This is a genomic window from Gilvibacter sp. (genome assembly GCF_965601605.1).
GTDB lineage: Bacteria > Bacteroidota > Bacteroidia > Flavobacteriales > Flavobacteriaceae > Gilvibacter.
Map to the genome: position 1 here is coordinate 26,990 of NZ_CBFCWJ010000030.1, position 12,619 is coordinate 39,608.

Sequence of the window (12,619 nt, forward strand, 5' to 3'; positions counted from 1 at the left end):
AGTCACTCTTAAAAAATAAAAAGTATTAACGAATTAGCCATTCGAAAAAAAGCGCCGGAAATTCCACTCCAGCGCTTTTTTTTCTGGGGTTTGTTTAAGTATTTAAATAAATTACCTTTGCCCTCAATTACTTTTTCATTCAACTTAAACGCAAGTATAGCATGCAACTGTACAATAAATTAAGTGCGATTGAAAGGGCAGAGTTACTTGAACAAGCCGGTGAAGACCGTTTGACCCTTTCTTTCTACCAATACGCCAAAATTGGCAATCCCGAATTATTTCGCAATCACTTATTCATTGCCTGGAACGATATGGAGGTTCTAGGGAGGATCTATGTGGCCCATGAAGGGATCAACGCCCAACTTTCGGTACCAGCTAAACGCTTTGAAGAATTCAAGAATTTCTTAGACGGAATCTACTTTTTAGAGGGATGTAGACTCAATATCGCTGTAGAACAGGACTTGAAGTCCTTTTTAAAACTCAAGGTAAAGGTCAGACACAAGATCGTTGCAGACGGTCTTAATGATGATACTTTTGACGTGACCAATAAAGGGGTACACGTAGATGCCCAAACCTTCAATGAGCTTTTAGAAGATCCAAACGCTGTAGTGGTAGATATGAGGAATCATTACGAGAGTGAGATCGGACATTTCAAAGGAGCGGTTACTCCAGATGTTGACACCTTTAGAGACTCTTTGGACATTATAGAAGAAGACCTAAAAGACAATAAAGAAGACAAAAAATTGGTCATGTATTGCACCGGAGGAATCCGTTGTGAGAAGGCTAGTGCATACTACAAGCACAAAGGATTCCAGCAGGTATACCAATTAGAAGGTGGGATCATTGAGTACACCCGACAGGTAAAAGCGCAAGAATTGGAGAATAAATTCTTAGGGAAGAACTTTGTTTTTGATCACCGACGCGGAGAGCGTATCAGCGACGATATCATTGCTAATTGCCACCAATGTGGAAAGCCTTGTGACACCCACGTGAATTGCGCTAATGAAGCTTGCCATTTACTTTTCATTCAGTGTGAAGAATGTGCTCAAAAGATGGAGAGCTGCTGTAGCACCGATTGTCAAGAGGTTATTCAGTTGCCTTATGAGGAGCAAAAAAGATTGCGTTCCGGAAAGCACAATAGCAACAAGATTTTCAAGAAAGGTCGTTCTGAAAAACTCAAATTCAAAAAGTAATTTGCCTCCTTTTAAGGGGTAACAAATACGGTAATTATACCTATCTTAGAGGTCGAAATCAAGTATTAACTTCCGACTCGAATCGGTCACTTTTCGAGCAATATATATAACACTCTATGGCCTGTTCCTCTTGTGCTTCCGCTGCGGATGGCCTGCCAAAAGGCTGTAAAAATAACGGGACCTGCGGCACTGACGGCTGCAACAAACTCACCGTGTTTGACTGGTTGGGCAATATGGCCTTGCCTGCAGAGATGACCCCTTTTAATGCCGTTGAGGTGCGTTTTAAAAATGGGCGAAAGAACTACTACAAAAACACCGAAGGCCTTACCCTTTCTATTGGCGATATTGTCGCTACAGAAGCAAACCCTGGTCACGATATTGGTCAAGTAACCCTTACCGGAGAGTTGGTTCGGGTGCAAATGAAGAAAAAACGCATCAAAGAACCGCTAGACGAATTACCCAAGGTATATCGCAAGGCGGGACAGCGAGATATTGATATTTGGCAAAAGGCAAGAGATCGGGAAGAGGCCATCAAAAAAGAGTCGCGTGAGATTGCAATCCGATTGGGCTTACAGATGAAGATCTCTGATGTGGAATTTCAGGGAGATGGTTCAAAGGCCATCTTTTATTACACTGCAGAAGACCGCGTAGATTTTAGACAACTCATTAAAGATTTTGCTCGCGCATTCAATACGCGTATTGAGATGAAACAAGTTGGCTTTAGACAAGAAGCTGCCCGTTTAGGCGGAATAGGATCTTGCGGACGCGAACTTTGTTGTTCTACTTGGCTTACCGATTTCAGATCAGTTAACACGGCTGCAGCACGCTATCAGCAACTTTCCTTAAATCCGCAGAAATTAGCAGGTCAATGTGGGAAACTCAAGTGTTGCTTGAACTATGAGCTGGACACTTATTTGGATGCTTTAGAGAATTTTCCTAAAAGTGATGTTCGTCTGCAAACTAACAAAGGAACTGGAGTCTGTCAAAAGATTGACATCTTTAAAGAGCGTTTGTGGTATGCCTATGAAGGCGACTGGATGCAGTGGTTTGAGCTTTCAGCCACACAAGTCCGCGAAATCATGACGGTAAATAAAAAGGGCAAAAAAGTTACGAGCCTAGAGGACTATAAAGTAGAGGTGAACATGAGTACTTTTGAGTTCAATGACGGCGCCGGTCAGGATAGTTTAACGCGATTCGATCAGCCTAAAAAACGTCGAAAAAAACGAAGAAACAAAAACCGCAATCAAAAGCGCAATAACGCTCCTAAATCAAAACAAAAGTGATCCGAACAACAGGCATAGCAATAGTGTTGGCACTGCTTTTGAGTAGTTGTACTGGCGATGCCGTATTTAGCAGTACTACTTCTTTTTCTGACGGATGGGACCTAACAGACACAGTCCAGGTCAGTCTCCCTGAAATGGATTCTACAGCGGCATATGATCTTTTTATCAATGTGCGCAATACCAATGATTATCCCTTCAATAATTTATTTCTGATTGCGCGTATGGAATTTCCCCAAGGGAAGGTGGTCACAGATACCTTAGAATATCGAATGGCAAACCCTGACGGGACTTGGATGGGAAGTGGTCTAGGAAGTGTAAAAGAGAACAAGCTTTGGTACAAACAAGGCGTGCGCTTTGCAGAGCAAGGCGAATATAAATTGAGCATAGTTCATGCGGTCCGCAATAATGGAGCGGTAGATGGCGTTGAACGATTAACAGGCATTACGGACGTGGGAATCAGTGCAGAGCTTCCCCAAACAGACTAACTATGGCAAAACAAGCAGCAAAAAAAGAAGCTATGGAAAAGTCGCAGCTTAGAAAGTACATCTTTCTATTTTGGAAGTTGGTAGCTGGTGGCTTTTTATTCATTATCCTGATGTTCTTATTGGCCTCCTGGGGTGTTTTTGGAAAACTCCCAGATGAGACGGCTTTAGAAAATCCAGAAAAAGATCTCGCTACAGAGATCATCTCTTCTGATGGGAAAACCATTGGAAAATTCTACAAAGAGAACAGAACACCCATTACTTTTGACGATCTCCCACCACATTTGGTGGAGGCTTTGATCGCAACAGAAGACGCGCGTTTTTACGACCACTCTGGAATTGACGCCAGAGGATTTGTGCGTGCTGCAGCCTTTCTAGGGAAACGCGGAGGTGCAAGTACTATAACCCAACAGTTGGCCAAGCTCTTCTTTACTGATGAAAAAGCGAGTAATACTGTAGAACGGATGATCCAAAAGATGAAGGAGTGGATCATTGCTGTCCGTTTGGAAAAACGATACACCAAAGAAGAGATCGTTGCGATGTATCTCAATGAGATGGATTTTATCTTTCAGGCGGTGGGGATCCGATCAGCCTCAAACATCTACTTTGGAAAAGAGCCCAGAGATCTAAACATAGAAGAGAGTGCCATTTTGGTGGGAATGCTTAAAAATCCGCGCCAATACAACCCTAAACGTGAAATCTCCAAAGCCAAATCGCTAGCACGACGCAATGTGGTGATCAGCCAGATGGCCAAATACGAGTATATCGATGAGAAAACTCGGGACTCTTTGACGGCCTTGCCATTAAAGATCAACTACACGCCACAAGGACATGACGAAGGAATCGGAACTTACTTTAGAGAGTATGTCCGCAACTATATGAAGCAGTGGGCCAAGGACAATCCTAAGACAGACGGAACCACATACGATATAGATCGGGACGGACTCAAGGTTTATGTGACCATTGATTCCCGCATGCAAGAGTTCGCAGAAGCAGCTGTGGATATGCATATGTCCAATCTGCAGGCAGAATTTGACAAGCAAGGGGCTAAGAATAAAACGGCTCCTTTTAGAGATATTACTCAAGATCAGATCGATGGAATCATGAATGCTGCCATGCGGCGCTCCGACCGTTGGCGTACTATGAAACGTCAAGGAAAATCAGAGAAAGAGATCATAGCTTCTTTTAATGAAAAGACAGACATGCGCATCTTTTCTTGGGGAGGCGACATCGACACCTTAATGACTCCGATGGATTCCATCCGTTATTACAAAGGCTTCTTAAGAGCCGGATTGCTTTCCATGACTCCACAAACTGGTGAGATCAAAGCTTGGGTTGGAGGTATTGATTATAAACATTTCAAATACGATATGGTAAAGACCGGGCAGAGACAGATCGGTTCAACCTTTAAGCCATTCGTATACGCCACTGCAATAGATCAAATGCATATGTCACCTTGTGACACCTTGCCAAATACACCTTATTGTATTCCGCAGGGCAAGCATGGAAACATGAAAGAGTGGTGTCCAAAGAACTCCAATGCTAATTACGGTGGGACGATGAGTCTGCGTAATGCACTTGCGAACTCGGTAAATACCGTCACGGCACGCTTAATTGACCGTGTTGGACCAAAACCGGTCATCGAGTTAGTTGAGCGAATGGGTGTAGATCCGGAAGACATTCCAGAGGTGCCCTCTATTGCACTGGGGACTCCAGACGTTACGCTTTATGAAATGGTGGGTGCTTATGGAACTTTTGCCAATCAAGGGGTTTATATCAAACCGATCTTGATTACCCGAATAGAAGATAAAAATGGTACTGTTTTAGATCAAGCTACACCCGAGGCCAAGGATGTGATCTCAGAAGAGACCGCATATGTAACCCTGAGTTTGATGGAAGGAGTAACTCAAGCCGGTTCCGGACAGCGTTTGAGACATAAATGGGCAGTCAATACGGCCAAGTACAAAGCTGCGGTAACGGGTTATCCATATGAATTTACGAACCCTATCGCAGGAAAAACAGGAACCACGCAGAATAATAGTGATGGTTGGTTTATGGGAATAGTTCCTAATCTGGTCACTGGAGTTTGGGTTGGTGGTGATGACCGTGCAACGCACTTTGCTTCAACAGCCTATGGAGAAGGAGCAACTATGGCACTTCCTATCTGGGCTATCTATATGAGAAAGTGTTATGATGAAGGATTGGATGTTTCTGATGGGAAATTTGAAAAGCCTGAAGACGTTACCATAGAAACTGACTGTGAAAAATGGGCTGAAAACAATAAGCCTGAAGAAGAAGTGCCTAACGAATTCGAGTTTTAATCGAGAGCATATGATCAACAAAACGGTTGCCAATGTAGAAGAAGCCTGCCAAGACGTAGCATCAGACATGACCTTTATGTTTGGAGGCTTTGGCCTTAGTGGTATTCCTGAGAATGCCATTGGCTATTTATCTAAACAAGATATTTACGGACTTACTTGCGTGTCCAATAACGCAGGGGTAGATGATTTTGGTTTAGGACTGTTACTACAGCGCAAGCAGATCAAGAAAATGATCTCCTCTTATGTGGGAGAGAACGCCGAGTTTGAGCGACAAATGCTCAGTGGAGAGCTTGATGTGGAATTGATTCCGCAAGGGACTCTCGCAGAACGTTGCCGAGCTGCTCAGGCAGGATTTCCAGCATTTTATACGCCCGCGGGTTATGGAACAGAGGTCGCAGAAGGCAAAGAAGTACGTGAATTCAACGGCAAGATGCACATCTTGGAATACGCTTTTGACGCAGACTTCGGTTTTGTCAAAGCTTGGAAAGGAGATACAGCTGGGAATTTGATCTTTAAAGGAACTGCGAGAAACTTCAATCCAAATATATGTGGAGCGGCTAAGATCACTGTAGCTGAGGTTGAGCATTTAGTACCAGTAGGGGAACTGGATCCGAATCAAATCCATATCCCAGGAATATTTGTACAGCGCATTTTCCAAGGCGCTGTCTATGAGAAACGTATTGAACAACGAACCGTAAGACCTAGAGAATAATGGCATTAGATAAGAACGGAATTGCAAAACGTATTGCACAAGAAGTCAATGACGGCTATTATGTAAATCTGGGAATTGGTATTCCAACGCTAGTGGCCAATTATGTTCGAGATGATATTAGCGTAGAGTTTCAAAGTGAGAATGGTGTATTGGGTATGGGACCTTTTCCTTTTGAGGGAGAAGAGGACCCAGATATCATTAATGCCGGCAAGCAAACTATTACTACTTTACCCGGAGCCTCCTTCTTTGATTCTGCGATGAGTTTTTCTATGATTAGAGGAAAACACGTTCACTTGACCATTTTGGGCGCCATGGAGGTTGCAGAAAATGGAGATATTGCCAATTGGAAGATCCCCGGAAAGATGGTTAAAGGTATGGGAGGCGCTATGGACTTGGTAGCCAGTGCAGAAAATATCATTGTAGCCATGATGCACACTAATAAACGTGGAGAATCTAAATTGCTCGAACGTTGTTCCCTGCCCATTACTGGTGTGGGTTGTGTAAAGAAAGTAGTGACCAATCTTGCCGTTTTGGATATCACTGAAGACGGGTTTGTACTTCGAGAGCGGGCACCAGGGGTTACTGTGGAGGAAATCGTGAATGCTACTGCCGGAAAACTTCATGTTCCGGATACTGTACCCGAAATGAACATTTGATTTTTATCACCCTGAAACGTAGGAAATTACGTATAGGTATGTTAAAATGTTAAAATAAAGTGCATTTCGTCTAATAAAAAGGCACTTTATCGCGAATTTTAAATTTTTCGCGCATCTTAGCAGTCCCTAATTAAAGTAACATAACCTACTATGCTAATGGCGATTAAAAATACACTACGGTTAATAACAACCTTCCTGTATTTAGCTAAAAAAGTTTTTTTGTTAATGTAAAATACAAACCCCAAATCTGTGCAACGATCAGATAAAGGTTTTACCCGTTCTTTGTGAGGTTAGAGCGGGTTTTTTTTGTGCCTTATTTTAAGCCTTTTGGGATGGCATCAATAAGGCGTTTGGTGTATTCCTTTTTGGGGTTGGCGTAGATTTCATCGGCATCTCCTATCTCTTCAATCAGCCCTGCATTCATAACTACCAATTGATCTGCCATATACTTGACAACGGCTAAATCGTGTGAAATAAATATATAGGTGAAGCCGTAATTATCTTTTAAACGATTGAGCAGATTCAATACTTGAGCTTGAACACTTATGTCCAGGGCAGAGACTGATTCATCGCAGATCAGCAGTTTGGGCTTTAAAGCAATTGCTCTGGCAATTCCGATACGCTGGCGTTGTCCGCCAGATAATTGATGTGGATAACGGTTGTAGTAGTTAGCGTCTAAACCTACTTCCTCCAATAGTTCCAGTACTTCTTGTTTGCGCTTACTAGCACTGTAGGAGTGATGCACCCGCAGGGGTTCTTCAATAGCTTCGCCTATGGTCATTCTCGGATTTAGCGACGCAAAAGGATCTTGAAATACAATTTGAATTTCTTTGCGCAAGCGTTGTCGCTCCGTTTTGTTGAGGTGGGTGATGTCCTTTCCACGGAATTTAATTTGACCGGCCGTAGCAGATTCAATCTGCATAATGGTCTTCCCTAAGGTAGATTTTCCACATCCGGATTCGCCGACAAGTCCGAGAGTTTCACCTTCAAAAACTTGAAAATTAACCCCCTTTACAGCGTTTACGGCTTTTGGCTTTCCAAATAATGCCGCTTTCCCATAGTAGGTTTTTTTCAAGTTGTTGATCTCTAACAGTGGCGCTTTGGTGTAGAGCTTTTTATGTTTTGCAGCACGTTGTGGAGCGCTTATTTCTTCGGATTTAAAACTGTTGTCAGATAGATCATCAACTGTGGGAAGTCTTTTTAGTCGCTGATCCAGATCTGGTCTACTATTAAGGAGTGCCTTTGTGTAATTGTGCTGTGGATTATTGAAAAGCTCGTGCGTTTCAGCTACCTCTAGAATAGATCCGCGAAACATTACTGCAACCCGATCTGCAATCTCAGAGACCAAGGCCAGATCGTGAGAGATAAACAGCACGCTCATTTGATTTTCCTTTTGCAGATTCTTTAATAGCTCAATGATTTCCCTCTGAACTGTTACGTCCAGGGCCGTAGTGGGTTCATCAGCAATTAGAATCTTGGGCTTACACGCTAGCGCCATGGCAATCATAACGCGCTGCATCTGCCCGCCACTGAGCTGATGGGGATAGCTACTGTACACCTCATTGACCCGAGGCAGTTTGACCTTTTCAAAAAGGGCCAGCACTTGTTTTTTGGCAATTTTCTCTGATTCCCCTTTATGAATTCTCAACACTTCAGCTACTTGTGGACCGCATTTAAGAGCTGGATTTAGCGCACTCATAGGCTCTTGGAAGATCATGGCCATATCATTCCCTCTGAGGCTCCGCAGTGCTTTGGGCGATAGGCTTGCTAAGTTGGTCCCACCATAGGCGATTTCTCCTTCAATCATTGCCGTTTTTGGGAGCAATCCCATTACCGCTAAGCTGGTGATGGACTTACCCGAACCAGATTCTCCTACCAGGCCTAAGATTTCATTTGGATAGAGTTCTAGGTTAATTCCATGAAGAACCGGATCTGCTTTACCAAAGCGAATACTTAGGTCTTTAACCGATAAGATAGGTGCTTTCGCCATTGTCTAAAGATACTTCTTTTTTAATGCTTAGTACGGTGGAAATTTCGACTCAAATCCGCATCAAAAAACAGAAAAGTTGAAGTGTGTTGGCCTAAATCGCTTCACCAGAGACACGTACGGAATAACCGTAATATCAGTGTGGAAAAATTACGGCAATTCTTACAAATGACACAATCTTGTTTAGCTGTTTTCGCGAATAACTGAACAAGTATTTTCAATTTCTGCACTTTATCGATTATTCATCTTTTTTTGAATTTGGCTGAGGTATTAGTAGTACCTTAACAAAGGATTAACAACAATCTCAAAATTCACTAACTAACAATTACTTTAACAATGAAGAAAAATTCATTCAGGCCTTTGCTTCTGGCCATGGCTGCGATGCTGTTTTCTACCATGAGTTTTGCTCAGGAGAGTCAGCCCAAGCCCATTAAAAAGCTCAAAGTTTTTAATGAAAATCAGCAAAAATCTTTTGCTGCTCCCCAAAGCATTTTTACAGAAGAGTTCAAACTTGCTACAGACAACACTTTTAGCGCAGTGTCAGAACGTACGGATGAACTTGGTTTTACCCACCAAAAATTTCAACAATTTTACAAAGGTATCAAAGTAGAGTTTGGTCAATCCACACTCCACGCAAAAGAGGGGAAAGTTGTCTCTATGTCTAACAGTGTGTTTAGACTGGATGAAGTGGCTATTACTCCTGGTCTTTCTGCAGAAGCAGCGCTTAACAGAGCAACTGCCCATATCGGTGCAGAGAAATACCTGTGGCAAGAAACTGATGATGCTGCGATGATCGATTACCACAGACCGGAAGGCGAATTGGTGATCTTCCCAGCCGTTGATCAGATCACTACAGAGGCGCGTTTGGCTTACAAATTTGACATCTATGCATCTGCTCCACTTTACAGAGCAGACGTCTATGTAGATGCTCAAACAGGAGCCGTTCTTTTTGAGAACAAGCGCATTCACCATGCAGACACCCCGGCAACTGGAGTTAGTTTGTACAACGGTACTGTTAGCTTTACAGCAGACAGCTACACAGGTGGATACCGTTTGCGTCAGGCAGCTGATGGTGGTGGAATCCGTACTTTTGACATGAACAACGGAACCAACTACAGCGGCGCATCTGATATTACTAGCAGCGATACTTCCTTTCCTTCATCAACCGCTACTGGTGTACAGGCACACTTTGGTGCTGAGCAAACCCACAAATACTTTATGGGCAAGCATAACCGTAACTCATTCAACGGAGCTGGTGCAATCATTAACTCTTACGTAAGCTACGGCAATAGCTATGTGAACGCCTTTTGGGATGGTTCACGTATGACTTATGGTGACGGTGACGGAGTGAACTATGGCCCTCTAGTATCTTTGGATATTGTTGGACACGAGATCACTCACGGGGTTACTGAGTTTACAGCAGACCTTATTTATAGCTACCAATCTGGAGCCCTTAACGAATCGTTCTCTGATATCTTCGGAGAGTCTATTGAGCACTATGCGCAAGGGACTAATGACTGGTTGATGGGAGATGCTATCGGAGCTGGTGGAAGCGGAGGAGCTTTACGCTCTATGAGCAATCCAAATGCTTTCAACGATCCAGATACATACTTAGGTACTCACTGGTGGACTTCATCTGGAGACAACGGAGGTGTACACATCAACTCTGGGGTACAGAACTACTGGTTCTACCTTTTGGTTAACGGTGGATCTGGAACCAACGACGTTGGTGACGTATTTAGCGTGAGCGCCATCGGATGGGATAAAGCAGAAGCAATTGCTTACCGTAACCTTGCTGTATACTTGACGCAGAGCTCTCAGTTTACTGATGCTCGTGCCGGTGCAATTCAGGCAGCTATTGATCTTTACGGAGCAGGAAGCCCAGAAGAAATTGCTGTAACCAATGCTTGGTATGCAGTTAACGTAGGAGATGCTTACGGAGGAACCCCTCCACCACCAGATTGTGTTACTGGTGATGTATTCTTATCGATCACTTTAGACAACTACCCAGAAGAGACTGCTTGGACACTTAAAGATGCATCTGGAACAACTATTGAATCTGCAAGCTACTCAACTGCGAACCCTGATGGGTCTACAGTAACTGCTACTTGGTCAGGATTGGCTGCAGGTGACTACACCTTTACTATCACAGATTCTTACGGAGATGGTATTTGCTGTTCTTACGGATCAGGTTCTTATACCGTATCTAGCAGTTCAGGAACGCTCTTTAGCGGAGGATCTTTTGGAAGTTCAGCTTCGCATACTTTCTGTATTGAAGGTGGCGGCGGAGGTGCCGATACTGAAGCACCAACCACTCCAACAGGATTGGCAGCAAGCGCTATTACAGAAACTACTGCAACCCTAACTTGGAACGCATCTTCTGACAACGTAGGTGTTACAGGATATGAGATCCTTCAGGGAGCTACTTCTTTGGGAACTACAACCAGTACTTCTGCAAACATTACAGGAATGACTGCAGGTACTTCTTATACTTTTGATGTACGCGCTTTTGATGCAGCTGGAAACAACTCGGGTACTGCAAGCGTAACCTTTACTACCGAATCTTCCGGAGGCGGAGGTGGTGGAGGACCAGTGGTTCTTCATGAAGGTAACTTCGAATCTGGCTGGGACGGCTGGGTAGATGGAGGTGCTGATGCATTCCGTTATTCAGGTGGACGTTCTTACGAGGGCACATACTCAATCCGTTTGAGAGATAACTCAAGTTCTTCTACTATGACATTAGGTTCTTTCGATATGACCAGTCACAGTAGTGTAGATGTTGAGTTCTATTTCTATCCAAATTCAATGGAGTCTGGAGAGGACTTCTGGTTGCAATTCTATGATGGTTCTGCATGGAGAACCGTAGCTTCTTGGGCTAGCGGTACTAACTTCAGCAACAACCAATTCTACACGGCTACAGTAACTATTAGCAGCGCGGAATACAACTTCCCAAGCAATGCACAGTTCCGTTTCCGTTGTGATGCATCTACGAATGCAGACCGCGTTTATATTGATCAAGTAACCATTACTGCTGATGCTGGTTCTGGTTTCATCGGAGGTAACCGCATCACTGCACTTGGCGCACCTGCTGGCTTTGTTGGAGATGATCAAGGTCTTGACTTTGAAGGGGACTTTATGATGTATCCAAACCCTGTTGGAAGCACACTTAATGTGCGTCTTCTTGATCAAACGGGTGAGGAAACTTACCGCATCATTAACTTGTTAGGTCAAGTTGTTTCTGAAGGAACCTTGATGCAGTCTATAGACGTTTCACGTCTACAATCCGGAGTTTATATCTTGGAGATCAACGAAGGAGAAGAGATCGTAACAGATCGCTTCATCAAAGAGTAATTATATACTCATCAACTAACTAAATTGGAAAGACCTCGCCTTCGGGCGGGGTTTTTTTATTAGCGGTATTTGATCTGATCGTCTTCTAGAATGGCTTGATTGCGGTAGCGCAAGAAGATCTGGGCCACAGTTATGGTATCGCGTTGGCAGTATTCTACAATACGATCCAAGTCATTGTCTTGGTAATACACTTCCCGAACCTGATCTCCACTAATATCTTCTTTAGGGGAAGGTATGCCGAGTACTTTGGCCAAAAGACGCAGTGAGGTATAATGTTTATAGTCACCGAATTTCCAAAGCTCCATGGTATCCAAATGCGGAACCTCCCAGGGCTTCTTTCCAAACAATTGCAGTTTGTTGGGAAGTGGAATGCCCAGAATGGTCATCCTACGGGCCAAATAAGGAAAGTCAAACTCTTTGCCGTTGTGGGCACATAGTCTGTGGTAAGGACGGTTAAAATGCGATTCTAATAGCGCATTGAACTCGCGCAACAAGGTAGCTTCGTCTCCACTAAAGGAGGTCACTCGAAACTCGCCTCCATCCGCAGCGGTGAAATAGCCAACAGCTATACAGATGATCTTACCAAACTCTGCCCAAATACCTGCCCGCTCGTAGAACTCTTCTGCAGAGATCT

Annotated in this window: 9 protein-coding genes; 7 read left to right on the forward strand and 2 right to left on the reverse strand. The window is 43.7% G+C overall.

All coding sequences use genetic code 11. From position 1 onward, the window contains the following. Nucleotides 1-161: 161 nt before the first annotated feature. From ACSLP7_RS08170 to ACSLP7_RS08195, 6 genes are all read left to right on the forward strand, one after another. A complete protein-coding gene (locus tag ACSLP7_RS08170; RefSeq protein WP_435578840.1) occupies nucleotides 162-1,193 on the forward strand; it encodes a rhodanese-related sulfurtransferase in 1,032 nt (343 codons plus the stop codon). 116 nt (nucleotides 1,194-1,309) lie between these two features. Then, nucleotides 1,310-2,476 carry a PSP1 domain-containing protein gene (locus tag ACSLP7_RS08175; protein WP_435578841.1) on the forward strand — a complete coding sequence of 389 codons (1,167 nt, stop codon included), beginning with the start codon at nucleotides 1,310-1,312 and terminating at the stop codon, nucleotides 2,474-2,476. Further along, nucleotides 2,473-2,961: a gliding motility lipoprotein GldH gene (locus ACSLP7_RS08180; protein WP_435578842.1), complete on the forward strand. Its 489-nt coding sequence runs from the start codon at nucleotides 2,473-2,475 to the stop codon at nucleotides 2,959-2,961. The genes ACSLP7_RS08175 and ACSLP7_RS08180 overlap by 4 nt, the downstream gene beginning before the upstream one ends. 2 nt (nucleotides 2,962-2,963) lie before the next feature. Beyond that, on the forward strand, nucleotides 2,964-5,279 hold the full coding sequence (locus ACSLP7_RS08185; protein WP_435578843.1) for a penicillin-binding protein 1A: 2,316 nt from the start codon (nucleotides 2,964-2,966) through the stop codon (nucleotides 5,277-5,279). Between the two features lie 10 nt (nucleotides 5,280-5,289). Continuing rightward, nucleotides 5,290-5,991 carry a CoA transferase subunit A gene (locus ACSLP7_RS08190; protein ID WP_435578844.1) on the forward strand — a complete coding sequence of 234 codons (702 nt, stop codon included), beginning with the start codon at nucleotides 5,290-5,292 and terminating at the stop codon, nucleotides 5,989-5,991. Continuing rightward, complete coding sequence (locus ACSLP7_RS08195) at nucleotides 5,991-6,647, forward strand: 3-oxoacid CoA-transferase subunit B (protein WP_435578845.1); 657 nt, start codon at nucleotides 5,991-5,993, stop codon at nucleotides 6,645-6,647. Before ACSLP7_RS08190 ends, ACSLP7_RS08195 begins: the two co-directional genes overlap by 1 nt. A 313-nt stretch (nucleotides 6,648-6,960) precedes the next feature. Here the strand turns inward: ACSLP7_RS08195 and ACSLP7_RS08200 are convergent, their stop codons facing one another. Then, nucleotides 6,961-8,637: an ABC transporter ATP-binding protein gene (locus tag ACSLP7_RS08200; protein ID WP_435578846.1), complete on the reverse strand. Its 1,677-nt coding sequence runs from the start codon at nucleotides 8,635-8,637 to the stop codon at nucleotides 6,961-6,963. 333 nt (nucleotides 8,638-8,970) lie between these two features. On the opposite strand from ACSLP7_RS08200, the gene ACSLP7_RS08205 reads away from it, so the two are divergent. Next, the gene (locus ACSLP7_RS08205; protein ID WP_435578847.1) at nucleotides 8,971-11,985 is read left to right on the forward strand and encodes a M4 family metallopeptidase; all 3,015 of its coding nucleotides are present in this window, start codon (nucleotides 8,971-8,973) and stop codon (nucleotides 11,983-11,985) included. Nucleotides 11,986-12,044: 59 nt separating this feature from the next. Here the strand turns inward: ACSLP7_RS08205 and ACSLP7_RS08210 are convergent. Further along, nucleotides 12,045-12,619: 3'-5' exonuclease (locus ACSLP7_RS08210; protein ID WP_435578848.1), on the reverse strand; the 575-nt coding region annotated here is incomplete at its 5' end.